This window comes from Streptomyces prunicolor, from assembly GCF_045162825.1.
Taxonomy (GTDB): Bacteria; Actinomycetota; Actinomycetes; order Streptomycetales; family Streptomycetaceae; genus Streptomyces; species Streptomyces prunicolor.
The window spans coordinates 704661-731119 of record NZ_CP108676.1 but is presented as its reverse complement, the minus strand read 5'-3'; the positions used below and the strand labels follow the sequence as shown (position 1 = coordinate 731119).

The 26459-nt window shown below is 69.9% G+C and carries 26 protein-coding genes; 15 read left to right on the top strand and 11 right to left on the bottom strand.

Annotated elements, in window-relative coordinates; genetic code table 11:
• Window positions 1-45: 45 nt before the first annotated feature.
• Both OG588_RS03320 and OG588_RS03315 read right to left on the bottom strand, forming a co-directional pair.
• Window positions 46-2796 carry a glycosyl hydrolase 2 galactose-binding domain-containing protein gene (locus OG588_RS03320; protein ID WP_405953044.1) on the bottom strand — a complete coding sequence of 917 codons (2751 nt, stop codon included), beginning with the start codon at window positions 2794-2796 and terminating at the stop codon, window positions 46-48.
• A 102-nt stretch (window positions 2797-2898) separates the two neighbouring features.
• Window positions 2899-4083, bottom strand: a complete 1185-nt coding sequence (locus OG588_RS03315; protein ID WP_405945945.1) for an ROK family protein — start codon at window positions 4081-4083, stop codon at window positions 2899-2901.
• 141 nt (window positions 4084-4224) lie between these two features.
• Here OG588_RS03315 and OG588_RS03310 point away from each other — a divergent pair, with 141 nt between their 5' ends.
• On the top strand, window positions 4225-5679 hold the full coding sequence (locus tag OG588_RS03310; protein ID WP_405945944.1) for an APC family permease: 1455 nt from the start codon (window positions 4225-4227) through the stop codon (window positions 5677-5679).
• Between the two features lie 11 nt (window positions 5680-5690).
• Here OG588_RS03310 and OG588_RS03305 read toward each other — a convergent pair whose 3' ends face one another.
• Window positions 5691-5828 carry a hypothetical protein gene (locus OG588_RS03305; protein ID WP_405945943.1) on the bottom strand — a complete coding sequence of 46 codons (138 nt, stop codon included), beginning with the start codon at window positions 5826-5828 and terminating at the stop codon, window positions 5691-5693.
• Between the two features lie 63 nt (window positions 5829-5891).
• On the opposite strand from OG588_RS03305, the gene OG588_RS03300 reads away from it, so the two are divergent.
• Entirely contained in the window at window positions 5892-6662 is a 771-nt protein-coding gene (locus OG588_RS03300; RefSeq protein ID WP_405945942.1) for a phosphotransferase, read from the top strand.
• Between the two features lie 115 nt (window positions 6663-6777).
• Window positions 6778-7545 carry an ArsR/SmtB family transcription factor gene (locus tag OG588_RS03295; protein WP_405945941.1) on the top strand — a complete coding sequence of 256 codons (768 nt, stop codon included), beginning with the start codon at window positions 6778-6780 and terminating at the stop codon, window positions 7543-7545.
• Window positions 7546-7612: 67 nt separating this feature from the next.
• On the opposite strand, the gene OG588_RS03290 is transcribed toward OG588_RS03295, so the two are convergent.
• Both OG588_RS03290 and OG588_RS03285 read right to left on the bottom strand, forming a co-directional pair.
• The gene (locus OG588_RS03290; RefSeq protein WP_405945940.1) at window positions 7613-8053 is read right to left on the bottom strand and encodes an SPW repeat protein; all 441 of its coding nucleotides are present in this window, start codon (window positions 8051-8053) and stop codon (window positions 7613-7615) included.
• A 90-nt stretch (window positions 8054-8143) separates the two neighbouring features.
• On the bottom strand, window positions 8144-8746 hold the full coding sequence (locus OG588_RS03285; protein ID WP_405945939.1) for a sigma-70 family RNA polymerase sigma factor: 603 nt from the start codon (window positions 8744-8746) through the stop codon (window positions 8144-8146).
• 102 nt (window positions 8747-8848) lie between these two features.
• On the opposite strand from OG588_RS03285, the gene OG588_RS03280 reads away from it, so the two are divergent.
• Window positions 8849-9841: a MerR family transcriptional regulator gene (locus OG588_RS03280; protein ID WP_405945938.1), complete on the top strand. Its 993-nt coding sequence runs from the start codon at window positions 8849-8851 to the stop codon at window positions 9839-9841.
• Between the two features lie 9 nt (window positions 9842-9850).
• Here OG588_RS03280 and OG588_RS03275 read toward each other — a convergent pair whose 3' ends face one another.
• Complete coding sequence (locus tag OG588_RS03275; RefSeq protein WP_405945937.1) at window positions 9851-11224, bottom strand: cryptochrome/photolyase family protein; 1374 nt, start codon at window positions 11222-11224, stop codon at window positions 9851-9853.
• A 191-nt stretch (window positions 11225-11415) separates the two neighbouring features.
• Between OG588_RS03275 and OG588_RS03270 the strand changes: the two genes are divergently transcribed.
• Complete coding sequence (locus OG588_RS03270) at window positions 11416-11604, top strand: hypothetical protein (protein WP_403594489.1); 189 nt, start codon at window positions 11416-11418, stop codon at window positions 11602-11604.
• A gap of 68 nt (window positions 11605-11672) precedes the next feature.
• Here the strand turns inward: OG588_RS03270 and OG588_RS03265 are convergent, their stop codons facing one another.
• Window positions 11673-12584, bottom strand: coding sequence for a LysR family transcriptional regulator (locus OG588_RS03265; protein ID WP_405945936.1), 912 nt, complete (start codon window positions 12582-12584; stop codon window positions 11673-11675).
• Between the two features lie 137 nt (window positions 12585-12721).
• Between OG588_RS03265 and OG588_RS03260 the strand changes: the two genes are divergently transcribed.
• From OG588_RS03260 to OG588_RS03235, 6 genes are all read left to right on the top strand, one after another.
• Window positions 12722-12805 carry a putative leader peptide gene (locus tag OG588_RS03260; RefSeq protein WP_351305882.1) on the top strand — a complete coding sequence of 28 codons (84 nt, stop codon included), beginning with the start codon at window positions 12722-12724 and terminating at the stop codon, window positions 12803-12805.
• Window positions 12806-12935: 130 nt separating this feature from the next.
• Window positions 12936-14057, top strand: coding sequence for a dimethylsulfone monooxygenase SfnG (gene sfnG, locus OG588_RS03255; protein ID WP_405945935.1), 1122 nt, complete (start codon window positions 12936-12938; stop codon window positions 14055-14057).
• A gap of 30 nt (window positions 14058-14087) precedes the next feature.
• A complete protein-coding gene (locus OG588_RS03250) occupies window positions 14088-15305 on the top strand; it encodes an acyl-CoA dehydrogenase family protein (RefSeq protein WP_405945934.1) in 1218 nt (405 codons plus the stop codon).
• Between the two features lie 59 nt (window positions 15306-15364).
• Entirely contained in the window at window positions 15365-15919 is a 555-nt protein-coding gene (gene ssuE / locus OG588_RS03245; protein ID WP_200709625.1) for an NADPH-dependent FMN reductase, read from the top strand.
• Between the two features lie 5 nt (window positions 15920-15924).
• Window positions 15925-17133, top strand: a complete 1209-nt coding sequence (locus OG588_RS03240) for an SfnB family sulfur acquisition oxidoreductase (RefSeq protein ID WP_405945933.1) — start codon at window positions 15925-15927, stop codon at window positions 17131-17133.
• Between the two features lie 35 nt (window positions 17134-17168).
• Window positions 17169-18311, top strand: coding sequence for an LLM class flavin-dependent oxidoreductase (locus tag OG588_RS03235; protein ID WP_405945932.1), 1143 nt, complete (start codon window positions 17169-17171; stop codon window positions 18309-18311).
• A gap of 21 nt (window positions 18312-18332) precedes the next feature.
• Here the strand turns inward: OG588_RS03235 and OG588_RS03230 are convergent, their stop codons facing one another.
• The 4 genes from OG588_RS03230 to OG588_RS03215 form a co-directional block, all read right to left on the bottom strand.
• Complete coding sequence (locus tag OG588_RS03230; protein ID WP_405945931.1) at window positions 18333-19553, bottom strand: GNAT family N-acetyltransferase; 1221 nt, start codon at window positions 19551-19553, stop codon at window positions 18333-18335.
• Between the two features lie 86 nt (window positions 19554-19639).
• Window positions 19640-20671 (bottom strand): acyl-CoA dehydrogenase family protein, encoded by a 1032-nt coding sequence (locus tag OG588_RS03225; protein WP_405945930.1) that lies wholly within the window; start codon window positions 20669-20671, stop codon window positions 19640-19642.
• A 95-nt stretch (window positions 20672-20766) separates the two neighbouring features.
• The gene (locus OG588_RS03220; protein WP_405945929.1) at window positions 20767-22464 is read right to left on the bottom strand and encodes a purine-cytosine permease family protein; all 1698 of its coding nucleotides are present in this window, start codon (window positions 22462-22464) and stop codon (window positions 20767-20769) included.
• 212 nt (window positions 22465-22676) lie between these two features.
• Window positions 22677-23759, bottom strand: a complete 1083-nt coding sequence (locus tag OG588_RS03215) for a substrate-binding domain-containing protein (protein ID WP_405945928.1) — start codon at window positions 23757-23759, stop codon at window positions 22677-22679.
• Window positions 23760-23870: 111 nt separating this feature from the next.
• Here OG588_RS03215 and OG588_RS03210 point away from each other — a divergent pair, with 111 nt between their 5' ends.
• The 4 genes from OG588_RS03210 (at window position 23871) to OG588_RS03195 (ending at window position 26442) form a co-directional block, all read left to right on the top strand.
• Entirely contained in the window at window positions 23871-24359 is a 489-nt protein-coding gene (locus OG588_RS03210) for a MarR family winged helix-turn-helix transcriptional regulator (protein WP_405945927.1), read from the top strand.
• 24 nt (window positions 24360-24383) lie between these two features.
• Window positions 24384-24797 (top strand): DUF6193 family natural product biosynthesis protein, encoded by a 414-nt coding sequence (locus OG588_RS03205; protein WP_405945926.1) that lies wholly within the window; start codon window positions 24384-24386, stop codon window positions 24795-24797.
• A gap of 92 nt (window positions 24798-24889) precedes the next feature.
• Window positions 24890-25246, top strand: coding sequence for a YciI family protein (locus tag OG588_RS03200; RefSeq protein WP_405945925.1), 357 nt, complete (start codon window positions 24890-24892; stop codon window positions 25244-25246).
• Window positions 25246-26442: an RNA polymerase sigma factor gene (locus OG588_RS03195; RefSeq protein ID WP_405945924.1), complete on the top strand. Its 1197-nt coding sequence runs from the start codon at window positions 25246-25248 to the stop codon at window positions 26440-26442. The genes OG588_RS03200 and OG588_RS03195 overlap by 1 nt, the downstream gene beginning before the upstream one ends.
• Window positions 26443-26459: the final 17 nt, after the last annotated feature.

Sequence of the window (26459 nt, the reverse complement as noted above, 5' to 3'; positions counted from 1 at the left end):
GGCCCGGCGGCGGCCGGGCCCCACCGGTTTACGGGGCTTACGTGTTCACCGTGCGGGGATCGTCCGCTCCGGTGTGTTCCACCCGGAGACCCGCACCCGTGGCGCCGACCCGTGCAGATCCGCCGTCCGATAGGTCGCCGTCAGCGTCACCGACTCCCCGGGCCACAGGCTCACGTCGTTGTCGGACCACTCCACCGGCAGCACCGGCTTGCCCGCCGAGTCCACGAGATGGACGTCGGTGAGGAGTGAAGGCGTCTTCCCCGAGCCCTTCCCCGAACTCTTGCCCGTCCCGGCGTTGCGCACCGTGACCGTCGTGGTCGACATGCCGTGCGCGTCGGCCTTGGTCGACGCCGTCGCCGAAATCGGCGCCCGCGCCATCGAGTTGAGCCCCTTGAGGTCGGCGTAGCTCGTCGTCGGCGTGTAATACCAGTCGGTGTGCGCCCAGTCGAGCGTGTCGGGCTTGCTGGAGAGCCAGTACACGTTCCGGCTCACCTCCTTGCCGGACGCGTCGGTCAGCGTCAGCCGTACCAGGTACGTCGTCGACAGTCCGCTCACGGATGAGGGCGAGGGCAGGGTGAGCGCGGTGCTGTGCGCGCCGCCGCCGGAGACCTTCACCCCGGTCACCTTCTTGTCGTACTTCCTCGTGCCGTCGGTGTTGAACAGCGTTGCGCGAGCGGTGAGTTGGCGTGCCGACGCGTTCCGGTTGTTCACCACGACGACCGAGCGGTTGTCGTACGAATACTGGATGTGCAGCGGCTCGTTCGCCTTCTTCGCGCCGAAGTAGGCGCCGCCCTGGTCGAGGTAACGGTCCATCAACTGCCAGTGCAGGGAGGTCCATCCGCTGTTGAACATCCAGTAGACGACTCCGGTCGCCGGCTTCGAGGCGTCGGTGGCGTTGCGTTCGTACGCCTCGAACTGGGCCCGCACGTTCTCGTATTGGGCCAGCTGCGCCTTGCGGACGTAGTCGGTGAGGCTCGTCGGTGGGCCGTAGCGGCCGGTGAGGGCGTTGTCGTAGAGCTTGAGGGTGTTGAAGGTGGAGGACGGGGAGCGGTGGTACTGCTTGGCGCTCGGGTCCTTCCAGAGGGTGGCCAGTTCGGCCGGGGTCATCATGCGGCGCAGGGTGTCGAGGGTGGGGATGTCGGGGCCCGCGCTGGTCTCGGAGTTGAAGCCGGTGGCGCCGCCCTCGCGCTTGGCGTACCAGTAGTTCGGCGGGATCCAGTCGTACGGGCCGGTCATCTTCATGCCCGAACTGCCGCTGACCGGGGATGAGTTGTCTGACGCGGCGGCGACCACCGGAGTGTGCCAGTCGGCGGCCTTCAAGGCGTCCAGGTACGTCTTCTCGATCCTCGCGTCGGGGGCGAAGTCGCTGCCGATGAGGAAGGAGATCACGCTCGGATGGTCGCGCAGCCGGGCGGCCTCGGCGGTCATCGACGCCTTGGCGACCGGGTAGTCGGCGGCGGTCCACGGGTTGCCCCGCTCGTCCCCGTTGACCTGGCCCTCCCACTTGTCGCAGCACTCCCAGCCGGGGAGGGTGAGGATGCCATAGCGGTCGGCCAGGTCGAAGAACTCGTCCGGCTCGATGTGGCCTTCGAGGCGGATGGTGTTCAGGCCCAGGTCGAGGGCGTACTTCAGGCGGTCCTCGACGTAGGTCTTGTCCCAGCGCAGGAACTCGTCCGGTGACCAACCGCCGCCCTTGATCAGCAACTTGCGGCCGTTGATGCGGTACTGGCGGGCGCCGTCGGAGTTCAATGGGGCCTGGACATCACGGATGCCGAAGGTCTGGTGCGTGGTGTCGGAGGGGGCGCCGTTCACGGAAGCGGTGAGGTCGAGGCCGTAGAGCGGCTGGCCGCCCATGCCCGCGGGCCACCAGACCTTGGGGGAGGTGAGGTGGAGGCCGAAGGTGATGGTCCTCGTCTCGTGTGCGGCGAGGGAGACGGTCTTCTCGAAGGCCGTGCTGCCGATGCTGCCCCGGACCCGCGCCGTGACGGGCGCGTTCGAGTCGTTGCGCGCCTGCGCCTTGACCGTCAGGTCGGCGCTGGCCAGCGACGGCACGGCAAGTTTCGTCACCACATGTGCGTCGCGCAGTGCGACCGGGCCGCCGCGCCGGACGAGGACGTCACGGACGATGCCCATGTTCTCGTCGGGCGGCGGCTGGAGCCAGTCGATCCAGCCCATGGTGAGGTTCTTGTTCGGGTCGTTCGGCCGGATGCGGAAGGCGACTGTGTTCGTGCCGGAGCGGACGAGCGAGGTGACGTCCAACTCGTGCTGTGTGTAAGCCCCGTTGACGTCCGCGGCCGTGGCGATCCGCTTGCCGTTGACGTAGACGTCGGCCGCCGAGATCACCCCGCTGAAGTCGAGGTAGGTGCGCTTGCCGGGGTCCGTGACCGTGAAGTCGCTGCGGTACCACCACGGCACCTGGAAGTCGGCCTTCGGGATCTTCTGCTGGTTGGTCGAGTAGAAGGGGTCCGGGTAGACGCCGTCGGCGATCAGGGCCGCGAGGACGGTCGAGCGGGCGCCCGCCGGGTGCCAGCCGGTCGCCTGGTAGCCGGGGGAGGAGACGGCCGCGGCGGAGTCGGTGACCTTGGCCGACGACTGGATCGCGTAGCCGGACAGCGGGGTGGCGGTCCCGGCGGTCGAGCGTACGGCGGTCGCCGGGAGCTGCGCGCGCTGCGGCGGGGACGACTCCCGGGCCCCCGCCCACGCGCTGGTGGTCAGGGTGCCCAGCAGGCCGAGCGCGACCGCGGCCGTGGCGAGACGGCCTCTGAGGAGTGGGGGAACGGCGGGGCGGTGGAACACGGCGGTCTCCAGCCTCGTCAAGTTAGGAAGCTTTACTAACCGCACCAGAAGGTAGGGCGCTGGGCGATGTCTGTCAAACACCTGTGTCCGTGGGTGAGTTGCTCAGGATGCCGAGTGACGCTCGAACACCAGGTCCCGCGCGGTGCCGAGCGCGGTGGCCACGGCACCCAGCAGCACCGCGTCCTCGCCCAGCGCGCTGGGCACGATCTTCGGCCGGAGCGGAGTGAGGGCGCGCAGGTTCTCCCGCACCGGGCGCAGCAGCAGATCCACGCTGTGTCCGACACCGCCGCCCAGGACGACGAGGTCCGGATCGAGGACGGCCGCGGCAGCCGCCACCGTGTGCGCGATCCGCTCGCCCTCCAGCTCAACTGCCTTGATCGCGGCGGCGTTTCCCTGCCGGGCCGCGTCGAACACGGCCTTCGCGGTGAGCTGCTGCCCGCTCATGCCGAACCTGCGGGCGGCCTCCACGACGGCGACCCCGGAGACCGCGTCCTCCAGCGTCTCCGGCTTCTGCTGCCCCGGCCACGGCAGGAACCCGATCTCCCCGGCCCCGCCGTGCGCCCCCGTGAACAGCCGCCCCTCGCTGACGACCCCCATCCCGAGACCGGTGCCGATCATGATGTACGCGAACAGCCGGCTGCCCGCGCCGACGCCGTACGTGTACTCGCCCAGCGCCGCGAGATTCGCGTCGTTGTGCACCTCCAGCGGGACGCCCAGCTCCTCCCGCATCCGGTCGAACAGTCCGGCCCGGCCCCAGCCCGGGAGATGCATCGCGTACCGCACCCGGCGCCGTTGCTCGTCGTAGACACCCGGCGTGCCCACCACGGCGTGGACGACCGCGGCCGGTTCGACCTCGGAGTTCGCGACGACCTGGTGGGCGGTGGCGACCACCAGCTCGGCCATGGCGCCCGAGCTGCGGGCCCGGTTGCGGACGTCCGCGCGGGCCACCACCTCGCCGTCCAGATTGGCGACCGCGACCCGCAGCCAGCTGCGGCCGATGTCGATCCCGAGGGCGTATCCGGCGGACGGATCGGGGGCGTACAGCACGGCGGTCCGGCCGCGCTCCGGGGCCTGTGTGCCGACCTCGTGGACCAGCCCCGCCTCCTCCAGGGCGGCGAGCGCGCTGGAGACCGTGGGCTTCGACAGGCCTGTGTCGCGGGCGAGTTGGGCGCGGGATGCGGCACCTGCGGTGCGCAGCCGGTCGAGCAGCAGCCGCGCGTTGGTACTGCGCAGCCGCTGCCGGCTCCAGGGCTGGTCCGGTCGCTCCACGGCGTCACTGGCGGGCATCGCATCATTCTCCGGCATCCTGGACAGCCTCTTGACGAGTCTAGTAAGGCTCCTTAACTTTATCGCCCAGTCAGCCACCGGATACCGGCCCGCACGCCGCACCCCCCTTCTCCCCGGTCACGCACACCCTCAGGAGCCTCCATGTCCGGTAGTCCGCCCCCAGACGGCGGGTTCGTCCGCCGCGTCGGCCTCTTCCAGGCCACCGCCATCAACATGAGCCAGATGTGCGGCATCGGTCCGTTCGTGACGATCCCGCTGATGGTCGCCGCGTTCGGTGGTCCGCAGGCGGTGATCGGCTTCGTCGCGGGCGCGATCCTCGCGCTCGCCGACGGACTCGTGTGGGCCGAGATGGGCGCCGCGATGCCCGGCTCCGGCGGCAGCTACGTCTATCTGCGCCAGGCCTTCCAGTACCGCACGGGCCGACTGATGCCGTTCCTGTTCGTCTGGACGGCGATGCTCTTCATCCCGCTGATCATGTCGACCGGCGTGGTCGGCTTCGTGCAGTATCTCGGCTATCTGGCACCGGACTTGGGCAAGACGTCCGGCGACCTGATCGGCCTCGGCGTCATCGCCGTGGTGATCCTTCTGCTGTGGCGCGGCATCGAGAACATCGCGCGCATCACCGCCGTGATGTGGGCGGTCATGATCGCCTCGGTGTTCCTGGTCATCGTGGCCGCCGCGAGCGACTTCAGCGCGCACCTCGCCTTCACCTACCCGGCGCACGCCTTCGACCTGGGCAGCGACCACTTCTGGCTCGGCTTCGCCGGCGGCCTCACGATCGGCATCTACGACTACCTCGGCTACAACACCACCGCCTACATGGGTGCCGAGATCAAGGACCCGGGTCGCACCCTGCCTCGCTCGATCCTCTTCTCCATCGTCGGCATCATGGCGATCTACCTGATGCTGCAGATCGGCACGCTGGGCGTCATCGACTGGCACCGGATGACCAACGTGAACGACATCGCCTCCACCTCGGTGGCCTCGGCGGTCCTGGAGAAGACCTGGGGCAAGGGCGCCGCCGACACGGTCACCGTCCTGATCCTCATCACGGCCTTCGCCTCGGTCTTCACCGGTCTCCTCGGCGGCTCCCGGGTTCCCTACGACGCGGCCCGCGAACGCGTCTTCTTCCGCCCCTACGCCAAGCTCCACCCCAAGCACCGCTTCCCGATGCTGGGCCTCGCCACGATGGGCGTGATCACGGCGATCGGCTTCCTCATCGGCCGCCACACCGACCTGGCGACCCTGATCCAGTTGCTCACCACGGTGATGGTCATCGTCCAGGCACTGGCCCAGATCATCGCCCTCACGGTCCTGCGCAAACGCCAGCCGACCCTGCGCCGCCCCTACCGCATGTGGCTCTACCCCGTGCCGAGCATCGTCGCCTTCGTCGGCTGGTGCGTGATCTATGGCTACGCGGACAAGAACTCCCCGGGCCGCCACCCCATCGAGTGGTCCCTGGCCTGGCTCGCCCTGGGCTGTGTGGCGTTCGTGATCTGGGCCCGCTTCGAGAAGGTGTGGCCGTTCGGCCCGAAGGAGATCACGGAGGAGTACCTCGTGGAAGCGGCCCCGGACACGGAACCGGCAGGTGCCTAGCGGCAGTTGACCTACCAGGTCGAGGTCGGCACGTCACCCGCGATGCCGACGACGGAGCGCCCGTCGGGCACCACCCGAACGGTGTCCACGGGCGCCCGCTCGTCCAACAGGCGTGCTTTACCGGCACTGTTGGCCAGCTCGTGCGCCAACTCACCGCAGATCCCTGGATTGTTGGCGGTGTCATCGGAGTCGATCAGCGGCGAGCGATACTCGTGCGGTCGGACGATTCCGGGGAGGCGGGCCAGGTGGAGGAGTCGGCGCTCGGTGGAGGAGCGATCAACGAGGTCGTACGGGTGGGAGAGACCGTACGCCGCACGCCCTCGGAACGGTCGCGGTACGTCACAGCGCTGCTCGCCCTGTTCGAGCGGCGCGGTTGGTCAGGGGCACCGCGCTTGCTCGGCACGGACGAGCGAGGGCGGGAAGTGTTCCGGTACATCGAGGGCCGGGCGGCAGTCACCCCCGACGAACGGTCCGCCGCCCGCACGGACGACACCCTGATCCGCGTCGCACGGCTCGTGCGCGCCTTCCATGACCTGACGCACGGCACACCGCAGGCCGGTGACCAGGACGTCGTCTGCCACAACGACCTGGCACCCAAGAACACCGTCTACGACAGCGCGTGGCAGCCGCTGGCCTTCGTCGACTGGGACCTCGCCGCCCCCGGTGAGCGCGTCCACGATGTCGCCCACGTCTGCTGGCAGTACCTGGACCTCGGCCCGGGGATCACCGACGTACCCGAAGCCGCCCGCCGGATCGCGCTGATCCGCGAGGCGTACGGCCTCGATGAACTCGGCGACACCGACCGGCTTCTCGACACGGTGCTGTGGTGGCAGGACCGGTGCCGGCGAGGTATCTCGGCCGGTGCCGAGCGTGGCGAACGGGGCATGGTCGGACTGCGGGCGAGTGGGGTCGTGGAGGACATCCGGGCCGCGCACGACTGGGTGGCCGCGCACCGCCGCGAACTGGGCGCGTTCCTGCGCTGAGGTGTCGTAGACCGGAATGAAAGACCGGAATGAATCGGGCGAAGCCGTCCACCTTGACATGCAGGTAACTGCCTGCATAACGTTGAGTGTGCGATCCGAAGAGCACGACTTAGGGATGGACGCGGTCTTCAAGGCCCTGGCCGACGAGACCCGCAGGCGCCTGCTGGACCGGCTGCACGAGGACAACGGGCAGACGCTCGGCGAACTGTGCGGGCGTATCGACATGACCCGTCAGTCGGTGACCCAGCATCTGGCCGTCCTGGAGGCCGCCAACCTGGTCAGCACGGTGCGGCGCGGGCGGGAGAAGCTGCACTACCTCAATCCGGTGCCGCTGCACGAGATGCAGGAGCGCTGGATCGACAAGTTCGAGCGCCCGCGACTGCGCGCACTCGGGGCCCTGAAGCGACGAGCCGAGGAAGCCATGACCGACAAGCCGACATTCGTCTACGTCACCTACATCGCGAGCACCCCCGAAAAGGTCTGGGACGCGCTCACCGACGCCGACCTGACCGCCGCCTACTGGGGCCACAGCAACGTGTCCGACTGGCGGCCGGGCTCCCGCTGGGAACATGTGCGCACGGACGGTTCCGGCATCGCCGACGTCGTCGGCACGGTGGTGGAGAGCGAGCGCCCGACCCGGCTGGTGACCACCTGGACCTCACCGGAGAACGAGGGCCGGGAGGACACGTACTCCCGCGTCACCTACGACATCCGGCGGCACGAGGACATCGTGCGCCTCACCGTCACCCACGAGGACCTCGCCGACGAGGGCGAGCTGTCCGACGTGTCCGGCGGCTGGCCGGCGGTGCTGTCCAACCTGAAGACCGTCCTTGAAACCGGCAGCCCCCTCTCGCAGGCGCCGTGGATGGTACCGAAGCACTGAAAGGACACGCGCAAACGCCGGTACCGGTCCGTGGACCGGCGCCGGCGTGCCTTCCCTTCGCGGGCTGTTATGGCTTGGGGGTGCTCTTCGCCGCCGTACCGGCACACACCAGGCCCAGCAGCACGGCCAGTCCGCCGATGATGACGTTGTTCAGGATGACGCCCTTGTCGGGGTTGGTGCCGACGATCCACGGCGAGACGATCATCCAGACACCCAGGGCACTCATCGCCCAGCTGAGACCGTACATGCGTTCCGGCGCCCTGGTGAACCCGAGGGCCAGCAGGCCGATCGCGATGCCGACGATCAGGTTGTGCGGCACGAGCGCGGGCTGGCTCGTCGTGTAGTGGAGTATCCACGGGGATGCGGCGCAGTACAGACCGAGCAGGAACACCGGTCCGTCCACGAGCGCCACATCGCGTCCACCGAGCATGCGGGCGTAGCGCGCCTGCATTTCGGAGACATCAGGGTGGCTCGCTATGTCACCTCTGGTGTGCGAGGCGTTGGCCATGACTCGTCTCCTTTGACTTCGCTGGCCTGACCGCGTCCGATGCGGTATGCGGCAATAGCCGCTTATCTCCATAATGCTCTTATTTCGCCTTTATGTGTAGTGGTCAGCCTGTTCGTCGTCCTGGAGGCGGCTTCGCAACTGGTGGAGGCCACGTCGTGCGTGGCTCTTGACCGTGCCGAGGGGCCAGCCGGTGCGCCGCGCGATCTGGGTCTGGGTGAGGTCCTCGTAGTACGTCAGCCGCAGGACCCGCTGTTGGGGTGCGGGCAGCCTGGCCAGCTCGTGCAGGACGAGGACGCGATCGAGGGTCATCTCGGGCTTCCGGGCGGCCGGTTCGGCGAGGACGAGCGACGAACCCGCGGCGGTCACGAGACGCAGGCGACGGGTACGGGCGGACAGCGCGTCGGCGATCCCGCGCCTGGTGATGCCGACGATCCAGCCGCCGATCGTGCCGCGCTCGGGACGGAAACCCCGCCGCCCGCGCCACACCCCGAGGAACACCTCCTGCGTCACGTCCTCGGCCTCCTTGACGTCGCCCAGCGAGCGCCGCGCGAGGCTGTGCACCAGCGGCGACCAGCGGTGATACGCGGCGGCCAGGCAATCCTCGTCGCCCGCCACCAGCCCCCTGGCCAGCTCCTCGTCGGTGAGCGACTGCGCCGCCGGGCGCGGGCGGACGGCGCCGGTCTGCGGGCTCATGGCTACGGCTCCTCACGGGTCGGACGGCGACTGTCCGGTCATCGTGGGAGCAAGGGATCAAGGCCAACAACTCGCGTCGATTCTGCGTCGTATAGTCGCCGGATGAGCGAAATGCCCGCAGGTGGAGATGCCGCGTGTCCGTCAGCGGCCGAAGTGCCCCTGACGACCGGTGCGTTGGCCCGTCGGCTGGGCGTGGCGCCGACCACGTTGCGGTCCTGGGAGCGTCGCTACGGCATCGGGCCCGCGGTCCGCGCCGAGGGACGGCACCGACGCTGGACCCCGCGGGACGTGGCACTGCTGGAGGCGATGTGCCGGCTGACCTCGTCGGGCGTGCCGCCGGCCGAGGCGGCGCAGGTGGCGAAGAGGGGCGCCGGTTCGCCCGCGGAGCCTGTGCCGGTACGGAACCGGAAGTCACAGGCCCCCGGCGCACTGCCCCTCGGGGACGTGCGCCAGGAGTGCCGCGGCCTGGCGCGCGCCGCCGTCCGGCTCGACGCGCCCGCCGTCGAGCGTCAACTCGCCGATGCCGTCGGCCAGTACGGCACCGTCGTCGCCTGGCAGGAGGTGATGGTGCCGACATTGCACGCGGTGGGGCGCAAGTGGGCATCGTCCGGGGACCGTTACGTCGAGGTGGAGCACCTGCTGTCCTGGCAGGTCTCCACGGCCCTGCGCCGACGCACCCCGCTTTCCGGGCCGCAGGTGGACGTCTCTCCCGTCGTCTCTCCCGTCGTCCTGGCCTGCGTGCCCGGCGAACAACACACCCTCCCCATCGAGGCGCTCAACGCCGCACTGGGTGAACTCGGCCTGCCCACAAGGATGTTCGGCGCCGCCGTACCCGCGGAGGCCCTCACTACGGCGGTGCGTCGGCTGGGCCCGGCGGCCGTCGTCCTGTGGGCACAGGCGCGCTCCACGGCGAGCCCGGCGCTGGCCCGGCACCTCGCCGACATCCACTGGGGAGTGAAGGGCGCCCGACGACAGCCCTCGGTGGTGCTGGCCGGTCCCGGCTGGTCCGGCACCTCGGCGCGGGGCGCGCTGCGGCCGACCACCCTGGCGGACGCCGTGGGCATCGTGTCCGGGACGTACGCGGAGCGGCACTGACAGCGGGCCTCAGTCACCTGCCCGACCTCGCCTGAACCGCGCCAGCCCGTCCGCGAGTTCGACGATCGGGTCCGGATAGTCGCCGAGCGCCGCACGCTCAAGTCCCCTGAGTTTCCATGGCTCGTGCACCAACGGGCCGTCCAGCTCGGCGAGTTCGGGCACCCAACGACGGACGTACGCGCCGTCCGGGTCGTACCGCTTGGCCTGCGTGACGGGGTTGAGGACCCGGTTGGGGCGCGAGTCGGTGCCGGTGCCCGCCATCCACTGCCAGTTGAGCTGGTTGTTCGCCACATCACCGTCGACCAGCAGATCGAGGAAGTGCCGGGCGCCGATACGCCAGTCGACGTAGAGCGTCTTGGTGAGGAAGCTGGCCGTCAGCAGGCGTCCCCGGTTGTGCATCCAGCCCTCGTGGCGCAGTTGGCGCATCGCCGCGTCGATCAGCGGATAGCCGGTACGGCCCTCCGTCCAGGCCGCGATGTCCTCGCGGGCCGTGCGGGCGGACCGCCAACGGTCGTGTTTCGTACGGTAGTCGGCGGTCGCGGCCGAGGGCCTGGCCGCCAGGACCTGGCGGTGGAAGTCGCGCCACGCGAGCTGTCGTACGAAGGCCTCGGCGCCCGGTCCGTCCAACTGCCGTGCGCGATGGACCAGTTCGACGGGGGAGAGGGTGCCGAAGTGGAGATGGGGTGAGAGGCGGGAGGTTGCGTCTGCGGCCAGGGCGTCGTGCAGGTTCTCGTATTCGCTGATGCCGTTGCGCAGCCATCGGCTCAGCAGCCTGCGGCCCTCGGTCTCCCCGCCGGTCGCCAGGCCCGGCGACAGCCCAACGATGCTGGTGCGGGAGGGGAGTTCCTCGGAACCGACACCGTCCGGGACGCACACAGTGCGCGGTGCGGTCAGCGGGGCGCGCAGGTGCTGCCCGGACCAGTGGCGGAAGTACGGCGTGAAGACCGCGAAGTGATCCGAGGAGGTCGGGGTCACCGCGCCCGGGGCGACGGCCGTGGTCACGGTGTCGTGGACGTGCAACCGCCGCCCCTCCGCCTCCAGCGCACGCCGCAGCCGCTGCTCGCGCCGCCGCGCGTAGTCGCTGACGTCGGCCGCCATGTGGACCTCGTCGGCGTCCGTCTCGGCGGCCACCTTGCACACCTCGTCGACGACGTCACCGGACCGGATCACCAGATGGCCGCCCCGTTCCCGCAGGCCGGCGTCGAGGTCGCGCAGACAGTCGGCGAGGAACGCCAGCCGGTTGGGCGCGGCGAACCCGGCGTCCGTCACACCCCGGTCGCGGACGAACAGCGGGATCGTCCGGCGGGCCTCGGCGGCGGCGCGCAGCGCGGGATGGTCGTGCAGGCGCAGGTCAGCGGTGAACAGGGCGACCGAGACGTTCATGGGGCGCACTCCGGGAGACGGGGAAGGGGGTCGTGAGGTGCTTCCGGTCCGGCGCGCCCGGCGGATGCGGCTGTCACCCGACGGGTGTACGCGCTCCCGGCGCCGTCCCGCCGCCGAACGAACTTGGCATGTTGGCGTCGATCGGGGGCAGGTGAACAGGCACGACGGTCCCCATGGGGAACCGAGGAACGATGCTGGAGGTGTCTGCGGACATGGGCGCGAAGGTGTTGAAGCGGTTTTCGGCGGGGGCTCCGCGCGGATCATGGCCTGCCGAGGAGTTCGCGGCCCGGCGCCGCGCCGAGGGCGAGCCCGCCAGCGTCGTCATGGACCTGAAGTCCGACGCGTTCCTCGTGGTCGTTCCGATGGGCGACGAGGACTGATCGACCGTCCGGCCAACGCCTCAGGCGAGACGACTATCGCCTCAGGCGACGTCCACCGGCTCCGGCCCTCAGGCGGGCGTTCCGCTCAGCTCCCGTGCCCGTCGTACGAACGCCTCGTGCAGATCCCCCGCCGCCTGCGGTACGGAGTCCGCGCGGCGGCGGCGCAGCATCAGCAGGACGCGGGCCGTGTCGCCGGCGATCGGGCGGTAGGTGATCGCGCCGAGCCGCTCCAGCGGGTCCCCCACCACGCTGAAGTCGGGCAGGACCGTCGCCCCGAGCCCCTCCGCGACCATGAGCTTGCCCATCTCCGCGCCGTCGGTCGAGTACGCGAAAACGGGCCCGCGCCCATCGAGCAGCCGGTGGACATAGCGGTGCATCACATAGCCGGAACGCATACCGATCAGCGGCTCGGCGAGTAGGTCGTCCACACTGACCGTCGGCCGGGACGCCAACGGGCTGTCGGGGCGCATGCACACCACCGGCAGCCCGGACAGCAACTCGGTGGACTCGAACTCGGCCGGCATGTCGTCACCGTCCAGGTGATTGACCAGCCCGAGATCGAACCCGCCCTCCGTCAGCGCCCGGTGGATGTCCGTCTGCTGCGCGCCGACCACCTCGACCTGCGTGAGCGGATGCGAGGCCCGGAACTCCCGTACGACGGGAAGCAGCAGCGGCACGGTCGCCGCGTTGACCGTCCCCACCCGCACCATGCGACTGATCCGGTGCTGCTCGCCCGCCGCCGCCCGCAGCCGGTCCACCGCGTCCAGCACGTCGACGATCTTCGGCAGCAGCTCCCGGCCCTCCGCGCTCATCGTCGCGCCGGACCGTTTGCGCTCCAGGAGATCGACGCCGAGTTCGCGTTCGAGATTGCGTACCGTCTCGCTCAACGCGGGCTGCGACAGGCGCAGTTCCTCGGCGGCCCGGCGCAGGGAGCCGAGCCGGGTCACGGCCGCTATGTATTCCAGCTGTTCGGTCCGCATGCCCGCAGAATGCGGCCGATTTCCCCGGCTGTTCAAGGGTTTCCCTGTCACACCTTCGTGAAATTCAATGGTCCGCGATACGAGACCGGTCGGGTTTTCCTTGACGGTCCCCACAGGCGGCTGCCACGATCGACGGCATGATGATGCGACTGGACCTCACGCGGCGACGCCATGTCGACCTCGCGCGCGTCTCCAGCGCCTCCTGTTGCACCGCGGCCTGATCCCCGTCACCTCCGTCCTGTGATCCGCCGCCTTCTCTCCCGCACCGCCTGAATTCCGCCCTTTCGCATGTCGTCCCGCGTGCCCGGAATTCGGCGTGCCCAAAAACGCATTCCGCAACAGGAGTTCCGCATGCCCGCAGCGCCCGTGAAATTCGCCTACTGGGTCCCCAACGTCAGCGGGGGACTCGTCACCAGCAAGATCGAGCAACGCACCGACTGGGGTTACGAGTACAACCGCGAACTCGCGGTCCTCGCCGAGAACAACGGCTTCGAGTACGCGCTCAGCCAGGTCCGCTACATGGCCAGCTACGGTGCCGAGTTCCAGCACGAGTCGACCAGCTTCAGCCTCGCCCTGCTCCTCGCCACCCAGCGCCTGAAGGTCATCGCCGCCGTCCACCCCGGCCTCTGGCACCCGGGCGTCCTTGCCAAACTCGGCGCCACCGCCGACCACTTGTCGAACGGCCGCTTCGCCGTCAACGTCGTGTCCGGCTGGTTCAAGGGCGAGTTCACCGCGCTCGGCGAGCCGTGGCTGGAGCACGACGAGCGCTACCGCCGCTCCGAGGAGTTCATCCAGGCCCTGCGCCAGATCTGGACCGAGGACCACACCGAACTCGCCGGTGACTTCTACCGGTTGCGCGACTTCTCCCTCAAGCCCAAGCCCCTCAACACCCCCGAACGACCGCACCCGGAGATCTTCCAAGGCGGCAACTCCACCGCCGCCCGCGCGATGGCCGGCCGTGTCTCCGACTGGTACTTCTCCAACGGCAAGGACTTCGACGGCGTCACCGAGCAGCTCGCCGACGTACGCCGCTCGGCGGCCCAAGTCGGCCGCACCGCACCGAAGTTCGGCCTCAACGGCTTCCTCATCGCCCGGGACACCGAGGCCGAGGCCCGCGACACACTCCGCGAGATCGTCGCCAAGGCCGACCACGAGGCCGTCGAAGGCTTCGGCGCCGCGGTGAAGCAGGCCGGACAGTCCTCGGCCGACGGCAAGGGCATGTGGCAGGACTCCACGTTCGAAGACCTCGTGCAGTACAACGACGGCTTCCGTACGGGACTGATCGGCACTCCGGAGCAGATCGCCGAACGGATCGTCGCCTACCGGAAGTTGGGCGTCGACCTTCTCCTGCTCGGGTTTCTGCACTACCACGAGGAGGTGGAGTACTTCGGCAAGCGGGTGCTGCCCCTCGTGCGTGAACTGGAAGCCCAACTCCCCGACGGCGAGACCGAGTCCGTCTCCGTGCACGCCTGATCGCACCCCACTGCGAAAGAGGACACCCGCATGAGCACCGTCACGCCCGCCGACTGGCAGACCCGCCCGGCCCCGCGGTCCGCCCAGGACTGGATCGCCCGCGCCGCCGAGGTCGCCGCCCTCCTCGACACCGACGCCGCCGCCCGTGACCGGGCCGGCGCCACCCCGTATGCCGAGGTCCAACTCCTCAAGGACTCCGGCCTCGTCACCCTGCTCGGCCCCACGGAGCACGGCGGTGGAGGCCAGGAGTGGCCCACCGCCTACCGCGTCGTCCGCGAGATCGCCAAGGCCGACGGCTCCATCGGCCAACTCCTCGGCTACCACTACCTCTGGAACTGGGCCGCCCGCCTGGTCGGTACCCGCGAACAGTGGGAGCACGTCGAGGCCGAGGCCGCCCGCAACCAGTGGTTCTTCGGCGGCGCCGTCAACCCGCGCGACAAGGACGTCACCGTCACCGAGGACGGCGACGACCTCGTCTTCACCGGCCGCAAATCCTTCTCCACCGGCAGCAAGGTCTCCGACGTCACCGTCCTCGAAGGCGTCCTGGAGGGCACCGACCAGCACGTCTTCGCCATCGTGCCCTCCGACAGCGAGGGCCTGACCTTCCTCGACGACTGGGACAACATCGGCCAACGCCTCACCGAGAGCGGTGGCGTCATCCTCGACGGCGTCCGTACCCCGTGGTCCTCGGCGGCCGGTTACGTCGACAAGGAATTCCGGCCGCGCACGTACAACACGCTCAACGTCCCCACCATCCAACTCGTCTTCGTCAACTTCTACTTGGGCATCGCCGTCGGCGCCCTGGAGACCGCCGCCACCTACACCCGCACCAAAACCCGCTCCTGGCTGCACGGCGGCTACGAGCGCGCGGTCGACGAGCCCTACGTCATCGACACCTACGGCGACCTCACCGCGAAACTCTGGGCGGTCGAGGCCCTCGCCGACACCGTCGCCGCCGAGGGACAGACACTGCACGACGACCCCGACGCCGTCACCGAGAAGACACGCGGCGACTTCGAGGTACGGGTCGCCGCCGTCAAGGCACGCGCCACCGATGTCGCCCTGGAGATCGGCAACCGCATCTTCGAGGTCACCGGCGCCCGCTCCACCGCCACCTCCGAGGGCCTGGACCGGTTCTGGCGCAACGTCCGCACCCACACCCTGCACGACCCCGTCGCCTACAAGCGACGCGAGGTCGGCCGTTGGGTCCTCGAGGGCGAACTGCCCGAACCCACCTGGTACTCCTGACCCGCCAGCCCAGGGGCGCCCGCCGCACGCGGGCGCCCCACCTCCCCGAAAGAGGACCCATGGCCACCGTCCTGTCCGTCTCCGGCAGCCCCTCCGTCTCCTCCCGCACCAACCGGCTTCTACGGCACCTCGACAAGCGGCTGATCGCCCAGGGCCACGAGGTGATCCCGCTCGACGTGCGCACCATCCCCGCCGAGGCCCTGCTCGGCGCGGACTTCCGCCACCCGGCCATCGTCGAGGCCACCGAGCTGTTCGCCCGCGCCGACGGAGTGGTCGTAGGCACCCCCGTTTACAAGGCCTCCTACTCCGGAGTCCTCAAGGCGCTGCTCGACCTGCTCCCGCAGTACGCCCTCACCGGCAAGACCGTGCTGCCGCTCGCCACGGGTGGGTCCACCGCACATGTGCTCGCCATCGACTACGCGCTCCGCCCGGTGCTGAACTCCATGGGCGCGGCCCATATAGTCCAGGGCTGGTTCACCCTCGACAAGGACATCACCGCCCACGAGGACGGCTCCCTCACCGTCGCCCCGGCCACCACCGAGGCGCTCACGCAGGTGGTGGACCAGTTCTCGGCCGCGCTCGGCCGCACCCCGCTGCTGGCCGCGGCGAGCTGACCACCATGACCGCCCATGAGCCTGCCCGTGCGACCGCCCATGTGATCGCGGACGACGCCGAGGCCCTCGCCCTCGCCGCCGCGCTCGCCGACGAGTTCCGGGCCGGAGCCTCGGCGCGCGACACCGAACGCAGGCTCCCGCGCGCCGAGTTGGACCGGCTGTCCGGTTCCGGACTGCTCGCCGTCACCGTGCCCGCCGAGCACGGCGGCGCCGACGTGAGCGCGCAGACCCTTGCCGAGATCTTCCGCCTGCTCGGCTCGGCCGACGGCAGTCTCGCCCAGATCCCGCAGAGCCATTTCGCCTACGTCAATGTGATCCGGCGTCAGGGCACCGCGGACCAGCGGAAGTTCTTCTTCACCGAACTGCTCGCCGGCCGCCGCTTCGGCAACGCCCAGTCGGAGGCCGGCACCAAACACGTCCAGGACATTCGCACCCGCCTGACCCGACAGCCCGACGGCTCGTACCGACTGACCGGCGTCAAGCACTACTCCACCGGCGCCCTCTTCGCCGACTGGATCCCCGTCCTCGCCCGCACCGAGGACGACAACCTCCATGTCGCCTACGTCCCGAGCGACGCCGGGGGAGTCGCGGTCGTCGACGACTGGGACGGAATGGGCCAGCGTACGACGGCCAGCGGCACCGTCCGCCTGGAGGCGGTCGCCGTCCCCGCCGACCGTGTGCTGCCCCATCACCTCACCTTCGAAGGCCCTCAACTCCACGGCTCGGTGGCCCAGTTGCTGCACGCGGCCATCGATGCCGGGATCGCCGGGGGAGCGCTGGCCGAGGCCGCCGAGTTCGTCCGGACGAAGAGCCGCCCCTGGTTCGAGAGCGGGGTCGAGACCGCCGCCGAGGACCCGCTGCTGATCCAGCGGTTCGGTGAACTCGCCATCCAGGTAAGGGCGTCCGAGGCCCTGCTGATCCAGGCCGCCCGGGCCGTGGACGCGGCGCGCGCCGACCTCGACGACGACTCGGCGGCGGAGGCCTCCATCGCGGTCGCGGCGGCCAAGGTGCACGCGGCGCAGACCGCAGTGGAGGTGGCGGGCGCGCTGTTCGAGGTGTCGGGAACCCGTTCGGCCCTCAACTCGCTGAACCTGCACCGGCATTGGCGCGACGCCCGCACCCACACGCTGCACGACCCGGCCCGCTGGAAGATCCAGCACATCGGCCGCTACGTGCTCAACGGCACCAGGCCACCCCGCCACGGCCTCCTCTAACCCACCCACAGGTCAGACCGGATCGGAGACCCCACGTGTCCCTCACCTTCCACTGGTTCCTCCCCACCAACGGGGACAGCCGCCATGTCGTGGGCGGCGGTCACGGCACCCCCGCCACCGCCTCCGGACGGGACCGGCCGCCGACGGTCGCCTACCTGAGCCAGATCGCCCGCGCGGCGGAGGACCTCGGCTTCGTGGGTGCCCTCACGCCCACCGGTGCCTGGTGCGAGGACGCGTGGCTGACCACCGCGATGGTCAGCCAGAACACCGAACGCCTGAAGTTCCTGGTCGCCTTCCGGCCCGGCTTCGTCTCACCGACGCTCGCCGCGCAGATGGCGTCCACGTTCCAGCGGCAGACCGGCGGACGGCTGCTCCTCAACGTCGTCACCGGCGGCGAGAGCCACGAGCAGCGGGCCTACGGGGACTTCCTCGACAAGGACGACCGCTACCGTCGTACCGGCGAATTCCTGGAGATCGTACGGCAGTTGTGGGACGGCAAGACCGTCGATGTGGCCGGTGAGCATCTGCGTGTCGAGGACGCGAAGCTGGCGCGGTTGCCCGACCCCGTGCCCGAGGTCTACTTCGGGGGATCGTCGCCGATCGCGGGGGAGATCGCCGCCAAGTATGTGGACGTGTACCTCACTTGGGGCGAGCCGCCGGCTCAGGTGGCCGAGAAGATCGCCTGGATCAGGGGGCTGGCGGCCAAGGAGGGGCGGACGATCCGGTTCGGTATCCGGCTGCATGTCATCACGCGTGACACGTCCGCGGAGGCGTGGGCCGAGGCGAACCGGCTGCTGGAAGGGTTCGACCCCGAGACCGTGAAGTCGGTGCAGGCCGGGCTGGCGCGGAGCGAGTCCGAGGGGCAGCAGCGGATGCTCGCGCTGCATGGTGGCAGCCGGGACGGGCTGGAGATCCATCCCAACCTGTGGGCCGGGATCGGGCTCGTGCGGGGTGGGGCGGGGACGGCGTTGGTCGGCAGCCATGAGGAGGTCGCCGAGCGGATCAAGGAGTACGCGGCGCTGGGCATCGAGGAGTTCGTGCTGTCCGGGTATCCGCACCTGGAGGAGGCCTACTGGTTCGGGGAGGGCGTGCTGCCGAGGCTCGCGGCGGAGGGCGTGTGGCAGCACCCGGTCGGCGAGCGGCGGGCTTCCGCGGCACAGGTGCCGTTCGCCGGTTGATCTGTGTGGGCCGGCGCGTGGTCAGAACCAGTGCAGGCAGTGCGGGGAGCGGTCGGTGCGGAAGAGGGCGTCGGCGCGGGTGGTCGCGTCCGGGCGGTGGGCCCGGATGTGTCCGGCCCGCACGAGTGTGCTCGGGGCGGTACCGCCGAGGTAGAGCGAGCCCAAGTCGCGTACGTCCAGGGACAGATCGGGCTCCCGGCCCGTCGGGACGCACTCGGCCTTGCCGTCCCGGACGGTCAGCAGGTAGCGGCCGTGCCAGTCCAGGAACGGGTCGTCGACGGCGAGGACGAGCTCGCCGTCCGTGAACCAGCCGCGTGCGGTCAGCGCACGCGGGACGTCCAGCAGCCGCACCCACAGCCAGTCCGTGTCGCCGCCCACCTCGGCGGCGCGGAAGTCCGTGAGTTGCCAGCGCAGCGGATGCTGGGGCGGGACGTGCTTGAACACGACCTGAGAGACCAGGTCGTGGCCGAGGACGAACCGGGCCAGGGCCGTGAAGACCGCGTCGTCGGTGGTGATGGTCTCGTCGACCGTCAAGGTCTGCTTCTCGCCGATCGAGTAGCTGGCGTACCCGTCCGGCACACCGTCGGCGTCCCGGTGAAGGGCGATGTAGCGGGGCGCCGGAGAGATCGGGGGCTGCCCCGCGCGCAGAGCCCACCAGCGGTGCGGCCGGGACAGCGCGCCGGGCTGGGCGCGGCGGTACCGGTCGTAGACCTCTTCCAGGATCTTGCCGCACTCGGCACGACGTAGCACCTCGACCGAGCCGGTCGCTCGGCCGTCGGCCGTGCTGTGTGCCCGAGGGAGGTCGAGAGCGGCTTTGTGGCGCTGTACCGTCAGCCGCCCCGTGTAGGTCGCCGGTCCGTAGCCGAACCGGCCGTAGATCGGGGCCTCGGAGGCCAGCAGCACGGAGAGGAACTCCCCGCGGGTCCGCAGTTCGGTGAGCTGATGCCGCATCATCGCGCTGAGCACGCCCTGGCGCCGGTGCGAGGGCAGGACGCCGACGGCGGTCACCCCGGGGGCGGGGACGAGGGTCTCACCGGGCAGGGTCAGCTCGAAGGGGTGCGTGGCCGCGGTACCGACCGGTCGCCCGTCCGCGGTCAGGGCGAGCATGCAATGGTCCATTTCGAGCGCCGACCACCAGAGCCCGCCGCCCTCGACCGGGGTTTCCGGGAAGAGCCCGAACGCGGCATGGGCCGTGTCGACGAAGACGTCACGGTCCTCGTCGGTCGTGGGACGGATCTCCATCGCTGCCGCTGCCTCCCCGATACCGGCACCACCTCCCGTGGTGTCCCGCCCAAGTGCAGCGCTGCTCCGTGACCGGGTCAACCGAATTACGGCCGGTCGGCCAGCGCCTTCAGGTGGACCCGTCTCGACTCCGCCGTCTGGCCCTGAACCAGGAGGAACAGAGCCTCCCGCGCGAGGCGTTGGGCCCTGCTCGTCAAGGACAGCGACCGGCCGCCGCCGGCCACCACCGCGGCCGTGGTCGCCGTCATGAGGACCTCGTACGCCTGCGTCCTGAGCGACAGCCGCTCCTCCAAGCAGTCATGCGGTACGGGGTGTTCGGCCAGGATGTACGCCTGCTCGCGTACGTTGTCGAGCCGCGTGCGGATCGGGCCGGACGTGTCCTCGTCCAGCAGTGCGAGGGCCGCCGCCGCGACGCCGAAGACCGCCGGTGACGCGTTCGTCGGTTTCGGTCGGTCGGTCTTGGCCCACTCCGCGTACGGCACGCGCAGCGCCACCGAATCCTCGGGCAGCCACAGGCCGGCCAACTCCAGCGACACCGTCCGGGACGCCGTGAGTGCCGCCAGGCGCATCGGGTCGGACGGCCGCAGTCCCTCCTGCTCCCGTGCCTCCGTGAACGCGAACAACGCCTCGTCCGCGTCCGTCACCCCCGCGAGCAGCATCACGTCGTTCAGGCCCCAGCCCGTGTACCAGGGCACCGTCCCGTCGAACCGCCAGCCGCCCCGCTCGCGTGTCACCCGCACCGGGATCCGGGGAAACGCCCGCAGGTGTGCGTACGCCACCCCGGACATCAGCTCGCCTCGCGCGAGTGGGCCCAACAGGTGCTCCCGTACCGGCAGTTCGCTCTTCGCCAGTGTCATGACCGGGGTGTGGTGCTGGGTCTGTACGAACCAGGTCGAGCAGCATGACCCGGCCAGGATCTCCGCCGTCTCCCTCGCCACCGCGCCGGGGGCCGCCGAGCCGCCGTAGGCCACGGGGGCGCTCACGCCCAGCAGACCGGAGCGTTTGATCGCCTCGATATGGCTCGCCGGGACGCCTTCCTGGTCGACCTGTTCGGCGTGCGGGGCGAGGAGGTCGTCCGCTAGGTGTCGGGCACGGGAGACGAGGAAGTGGGAGGTCATGGGGGTGATTCTGCCGATCGGGCGGGGCGGCCACCCGTGACGCTGCGGCCCGTGTCGTGGGACACGGGCCGCAGCGGTGGGAACGCGCGCGAGGATCAGTCCGCCGAGCGTACGGCGGGCATCACCAGGTCTACCGGGCCCGCGGCGCCGGGAGCGCTCTTGCAGGAGTCGTGGCAGTCCTTCTCCAGGCTGCAGCACAGGGAGCAGATCGGGCCGGAGTGGAAGGGGCAGTTCGCCACGTCGGGGCGCTCGAAGTCCGTTGTGCAGACGGTGCAGTTGAGGATGACGGCCGAGGGGAGTCCGTCCGCGTCGAGCAGCGGCTCCGCCAGGTCGTCGAGGCGGGCGATGTAGTACTTGCCCTTGGTGAGGTACGCGAACAGGGGGGAGAGGACCATCGCCAGGAACAGGGCGATGAAGGGGGAGTAGGCCTTGGCGTAGTCGCCGAACGCGTCGAAGTACGCGGCGATGGAGACCGCCGACGCGATGAGCATCGAGCCGAAGCCGACCGGGTTGAAGTTGTAGAGGTGGGCGCGCTTGAACTCGATGTAGGACGGGCTGAGTTTGAGCGGTTTGTTGATGACCAGGTCGGCGACGACCGCGCCGATCCAGGCGATCGCCACGTTGGAGTAGAAGCCGAGCACCGTGTTGAGGAAGCCGAACACGCCGCCCTCCATGAGGGCCAGGGCGATGCCGACGTTGAGGAAGATGTAGACCACGCGGCCCGGGTGACGGTGTGTCAGACGGGAGAAGAAGTTCGACCAGGACAGCGAACCGGAGTACGCGTTCGTCGAGTTGATCTTCACCTGGGACAGGATCACGAAGAACGTGGCCAGGCCCAGGGCGACCGGCGCGGCGAAGGTCTTGAAGCCGTGGACGTACTGCTGGATGGGCTCGTTGGCCTTGGCCAGGCCCACGCTGCCGGCGATGTAGAAGGCGAGGAACGCGCCGCCCATCTGCTTGGCCGCACCGAGGACGACCCAGCCCGGTCCTGCCGAAAGCACCGCGCCCCACCACTTCTTGGCGTTCTCGGGGGTCTTGTCGGGCATGAAGCGCAGGTAGTCGACCTGCTCACCGATCTGTGCGATGAGGGACAGTGCCACACCGGCGCCCGCGCCGACGCCGAGCATGCTGATGCTGGAACCGGTGGGGGAGTTGCCCGCGAAGTGCGTGAACTGCGAGAACTTGCCCGGCTCCTGGATCGCGATGGACACGAACGGCGCGACCATCAGCACCAGCCACACCGGCTGCGTCCACACCTGCATCTTGGAGAGCGCGGTCATGCCGTAGATCACCAGCGGCAGGATGATCAGCGAGCAGATCAAGTAGCCGACGGCGAGCGGGATGTGCAGGCCCAGGTCCAACGCCTGCGCCATGATCGAGCCCTCTAGGGCGAAGAAGATGAAGGTGAAGCTGGCGTAGATGACCGACGTGAGGGTCGAGCCGAGGTAGCCGAAGCCCGCGCCCCGGGTCAACAGGTCCATGTCGATGGAGTACTTGGCCGAGTAGTACGAGATCGGGATGCCGGTGAGGAAGATCGTCACCGCCGCCGCCAGGATCGCCACCATGGCGCTGGAGAAGCCGTTCGAGATCGCGATGGAACCGCCGATGGCGAAGTCGGCGAGGTACGCGATACCGCCGAGAGCGGTGGTGGCCACCACGTACGGCGTCCAGCGGCGGAAGGACTTCGGCGCGTAGCGCAGCGAGTAGTCCTCCAGCGTGTCGTTCTTCGCCCAGTCGTTGTAGGTCCGTCCGGCAGCCGTTGCCGGCGCCTCTTTGTCGACGATCTCCGTCACGACACTTCCCTCTTCCACGGATGTGGGTCATCTCCCGGACGGCCCGGGGGAGTTGGACGGAAGAGTCACGCCGAATTGTTTCCCGACCGTTTCACTTGCTTTAAATGGAAGGGCTTTCAAAATTCTTTTGGCGACGCGCGTAGATTTAATCGATGCTTCCTGTGGAAACTATTCCTGAGGGAAGGTACTCTCGGTCGGAGCAGGTGGGAAGGTCAGAGTTGGGCGACGATGTCGAAGTCGAAGGCGTCCGCCCGTGCCAGGTACAGCCGTTGGCGGAGGTGATTGCCGTGCAGACGCAGTACGCCTCGCGGGCCCTCGTACGAGACGGTGCCGTCCACCGCGCACATGGCGCCCACGTCGAGCGACCGTGCCCGCTCGGCCAGGGCCGCGAGCAGTCGTACGCCTTCGAAACACGACTCGCCGAGGCTGCCCACGACGGGAGCCTCCACGCCGAAGCGGGCCGCGTAACGCCCGCTGAAATCAAGGCTTTCGGCGGTGGCGAGGGTCTCGAAGTAACCGGCCGCCGCCCACAGACCTTCGGTCGCCTCCGCGCCCGTGGACAGCAGGATGTTCTCGTCCATGTGCGTGCTCAGCCGCAGACACCGCTGGTGCAACCCGTGCGCGGCGAACGCCCGGTTGAAGCGCGCCGCGTCGTCGCCCACCAGCAGCATCAGGACGGCGTCCGCCTCGCACCGCTCGACGCGCCGCAGCACCGGCCCGAACTCGTACGTCCCCAGCGGCACGAACGCCTCGCCCTGCACCCGGCCGCCGCACTCGCGGGCGTAGTGGCGCGCGGCGCGGGCGGTCACCCTCGGCCACACATAGTCGTTGCCCACCGTGCACCAGCGCCGCACGCCGGTCTCCTCCGCCAACAGCCGCATGGCGGGCCGGAGTTGGGCCGCGTCGGTCTCGCCGGTGAGGAAGACGCCCGGGGTGCGCTCGCCGCCCTCGTACTGCGCGGTGTAGACGTACGGCACCCGGCCCGCGATGCGCGGCACCAGCGCCTTGCGGACCGCCGAGGTGTGCCAGCCGACCACCGCGTCGACGGCTCGCATCGACACCAACACCTCGACCTCGGCGGCCACTTGCTCCGCCGACGCACCGCCGTCCACCACGATCAGCCGGACCTCGCGGCCCAACACACCGCCTACGGCGTTGAGTTCCTCCACGGCGAGCTGCGCGGCCAGTTCGCAGGACGGGCCGAAGACGCCCGCCGGGCCCCGCAGTGGTACGACCAGTGCCACGACCAAGGTCTTGACCGGGCCGCTGATCCGCCCGGGCGGCAGGGGATGCACCAGACCACCTCCGTGAGGGCATGAGGGCACGGAAACCGGGCCCGGCCCCGGCGCCCTCGCAGAGGCTCGTAATCTGAACCGCACAGTAGACCTACCGGAAGGACAGCGGCAATGTCGTCCGTACCGTCGCCGGCCCTCGCCCACCTGCTGAGTCACGCCGAGCGGCGGCTGGGCCTGCGCATGACCGCCGTGCTGGCCGAGGAGAACTGCTCGGTCGAACAGTGGCGCGTCCTGTCGGTCATCGCCGACGGCAAGGGCCACCCGATGACCGAGATCGCCGACCAGGTCCTGATGCCGGCGCCGAGCCTCACCAAACTGGTCGACCGGATGGTCGCCGACAACCTGGTCCACCGCCGCCCCGACCGGACCGACCGCCGCCGCGTCCTCCTCCACCTCACCGCCCGCGGCCGTGCCCTCCACCAGCGCGCGGCCCACCGCCTGCTGGCCGACCAGACCCGGCTCCTGGACGCGATCGACGACCAAGGCGACCTTGTACGGCTGCTTGCTCGGCTCACGGCGGCGCTCGACCAGGACCCGGCGGAGGGAACCGGGGACGACGCCATGGACGGATCCGCGGAGAAAATCCTGCCCGTGTCCTGAGCGGGCCCAGGCAGGACAGGGGGCATGAGTGGGGATGCGGCAGCCGAAGCGGCGGTAGAAGCAGGGTGGCAGGCAGCGCGTGACGATGGACGTGCGCAAGCCGAGTTGCTGGAAGCGGCTTACGGGGAACCTCGCCTGCGGCGCTGGTTTCCCTGGGCCAGTATGGGAGAGCTGCACTTCAGCCGCTGCACGGAGAATCCGTGGTCCTGGGGCATTCCCTACGTTCATCCCGCCTACGGCGGCCCCTACTCGGTCGCCGGTCCGCACCGGAACCAGGTTGTAGGCCCAGCGGCCGCAGCGGACGAGGCCATTGCCCTGGTGGTCCAGGACCTTCCGGCGGACTGGGGCCCTGCCTTCTTCGGCGACCGCGAAGCACTCGCGGCTCACGAAGCGGCAACACGGCGACATCGGACGCGCGAGGATCAGGAATCAAGCTGAGGCGCGGTGTCGATCCGGCGCCATGGCGTTCGTGTAGGAGGTGAGAGAACCCCCAGAGGGTTGGAGAATCCCCCTACGCCATGGAGGACGTCATGCCGCACTACCTGCTCAGTGTGATCACCCCGACTGATGGACAGATGCCCTCGCCCGAGGAGTTGGCGGAGATCGGCCGCAAGTTGGAGGTCTTCCACGACGAACTCCAGGCCGCCGACGCCTGGGTCTTCGCCGGCGGACTGCACGGGCCGGAGACGGCCACCGTGCTGCGGCCCAAGGGCGGCGACGTGCTGATCACCGACGGGCCGTACGCCGAGGGCAAGGAGTATCTGGGCGGGCTCTGCCTGATCAAGGCGGCCGACCTGGACGCGGCCCTGGAGTGGGGGAAGCGGGCGACCTGGGCCACCACACTGCCCGTCGAGGTGCGCCCCTTCATGAACACGGCCGAGGACTGATGCCGTTCGACACCGACATCGAGGCCGTCTTCCGTGCCGAGTACGGGCGGGCGGTCTCGGTCCTGGTGCGCTTCCTCGGCGACATCGACCTCGCCGAGGAAGCGGTCCAGGACGCCTTCACCACGGCCGTACAGAAGTGGCCGGAGACCTGCGTGCCGCCGAGCCCGGCCGGGTGGATCATCACCACCGCACGCAACCGCGCGATCGACCGGCTGCGCCGCGAGTCGTCGCGGGAGGCCCGGCACAGCGAGGCCGCCCTGCTGTACGCGTCCGACGCGCCCGCCGAGGAGGGACCCGTGCGCGACGACCGGCTCCGACTGATCTTCACCTGCTGCCACCCCGCGCTCGCCACCCAGGCCCAGGTCGCGCTCACCCTGCGACTGCTCGGCGGGCTCACCACCGCCCGGATCGCCCGCGCCTTCCTGGTGCCCGAACCGACGATGGCCCAACGCCTCGTCCGCGCCAAGGCCAAGATCCGCGACGCCGGGATCCCGTACCGGGTGCCGCGCGACGCCGACCTTCCCGACCGGCTCAAGGGCGTCCTGGCCGTCGTCTACCTGATCTTCAACGAGGGCTACACGGACTCGCCCGAGCTGTGCGCCGAAGCCCTGCGCCTCGGCTGCCTCCTCTCCGAGCTGATGCCGGACGAGCCCGAGGTGATGGGCCTGCTCGCGCTGATGCTGCTCATCGAGTCGCGCCGGGCCGCGCGGGAGGGCGCGGACGGTGCGCTCGTGCCGCTGCCTGAACAGGACCGTGACCGGTGGGACGGCGAGCTGATCGCCGACGGCCAGTCACTCGTCCGGCGGTGCCTGCGGCTCAACAACCCCGGGCCGTACCAGATCCAGGCCGCGATCAACGCCGTACACAGTGACGCACCGACCGCGGACGCGACCGACTGGGGACAGATCCTCCAGCTCTACGACCAGCTGATGGCCGTCGCCCCGAGCCCGGTCGTCGCCCTGAACCGGGCCGTCGCCGTCGCCGAGGTCGACGGTCCGCGCAAGGCCCTCGACCTCGTGGAGGCGCTGGACCTCGGCGAGTACCACGTCCTGCACGCCGTGCGCGCCGATCTGCTGCGCCGCCTGGGCCGCGATTCCGAGGCGGTACGGGAGTACGAGGCGGCCATGGCCCGCACCGCGAGCGCGGCCGAGCGTGGGTACCTGGAACGCCGGCGCCGGGAACTCGTCCGCATGTGACAGCCGGGAGGCGGAGG

What these genes read in the sequence shown, in the direction of transcription:
- OG588_RS03315 (WP_405945945.1), bottom strand. Translation starts at nt 4,083, where the DNA reads ATGCCCGCCAGTGACGCCGTGGAGCGACCGGACCAGCCCTGGAGCCGG.
- OG588_RS03310 (WP_405945944.1), top strand. Translation starts at nt 4,225, where the DNA reads ATGTCCGGTAGTCCGCCCCCAGACGGCGGGTTCGTCCGCCGCGTCGGC.
- OG588_RS03295 (WP_405945941.1), top strand. Translation starts at nt 6,778, where the DNA reads ATGGACGCGGTCTTCAAGGCCCTGGCCGACGAGACCCGCAGGCGCCTG.
- OG588_RS03290 (WP_405945940.1), bottom strand. Translation starts at nt 8,053, where the DNA reads ATGGCCAACGCCTCGCACACCAGAGGTGACATAGCGAGCCACCCTGAT.
- OG588_RS03285 (WP_405945939.1), bottom strand. Translation starts at nt 8,746, where the DNA reads ATGAGCCCGCAGACCGGCGCCGTCCGCCCGCGCCCGGCGGCGCAGTCG.
- OG588_RS03280 (WP_405945938.1), top strand. Translation starts at nt 8,849, where the DNA reads ATGAGCGAAATGCCCGCAGGTGGAGATGCCGCGTGTCCGTCAGCGGCC.
- OG588_RS03275 (WP_405945937.1), bottom strand. Translation starts at nt 11,224, where the DNA reads ATGAACGTCTCGGTCGCCCTGTTCACCGCTGACCTGCGCCTGCACGAC.
- OG588_RS03270 (WP_403594489.1), top strand. Translation starts at nt 11,416, where the DNA reads ATGCTGGAGGTGTCTGCGGACATGGGCGCGAAGGTGTTGAAGCGGTTT.
- OG588_RS03265 (WP_405945936.1), bottom strand. Translation starts at nt 12,584, where the DNA reads ATGCGGACCGAACAGCTGGAATACATAGCGGCCGTGACCCGGCTCGGC.
- OG588_RS03260 (WP_351305882.1), top strand. Translation starts at nt 12,722, where the DNA reads ATGATGATGCGACTGGACCTCACGCGGCGACGCCATGTCGACCTCGCG.
- sfnG (WP_405945935.1), top strand. Translation starts at nt 12,936, where the DNA reads ATGCCCGCAGCGCCCGTGAAATTCGCCTACTGGGTCCCCAACGTCAGC.
- OG588_RS03250 (WP_405945934.1), top strand. Translation starts at nt 14,088, where the DNA reads ATGAGCACCGTCACGCCCGCCGACTGGCAGACCCGCCCGGCCCCGCGG.
- ssuE (WP_200709625.1), top strand. Translation starts at nt 15,365, where the DNA reads ATGGCCACCGTCCTGTCCGTCTCCGGCAGCCCCTCCGTCTCCTCCCGC.
- OG588_RS03240 (WP_405945933.1), top strand. Translation starts at nt 15,925, where the DNA reads ATGACCGCCCATGAGCCTGCCCGTGCGACCGCCCATGTGATCGCGGAC.
- OG588_RS03230 (WP_405945931.1), bottom strand. Translation starts at nt 19,553, where the DNA reads ATGGAGATCCGTCCCACGACCGACGAGGACCGTGACGTCTTCGTCGAC.
- OG588_RS03225 (WP_405945930.1), bottom strand. Translation starts at nt 20,671, where the DNA reads ATGACCTCCCACTTCCTCGTCTCCCGTGCCCGACACCTAGCGGACGAC.
- OG588_RS03210 (WP_405945927.1), top strand. Translation starts at nt 23,871, where the DNA reads ATGTCGTCCGTACCGTCGCCGGCCCTCGCCCACCTGCTGAGTCACGCC.
- OG588_RS03205 (WP_405945926.1), top strand. Translation starts at nt 24,384, where the DNA reads ATGAGTGGGGATGCGGCAGCCGAAGCGGCGGTAGAAGCAGGGTGGCAG.
- OG588_RS03200 (WP_405945925.1), top strand. Translation starts at nt 24,890, where the DNA reads ATGCCGCACTACCTGCTCAGTGTGATCACCCCGACTGATGGACAGATG.
- OG588_RS03195 (WP_405945924.1), top strand. Translation starts at nt 25,246, where the DNA reads ATGCCGTTCGACACCGACATCGAGGCCGTCTTCCGTGCCGAGTACGGG.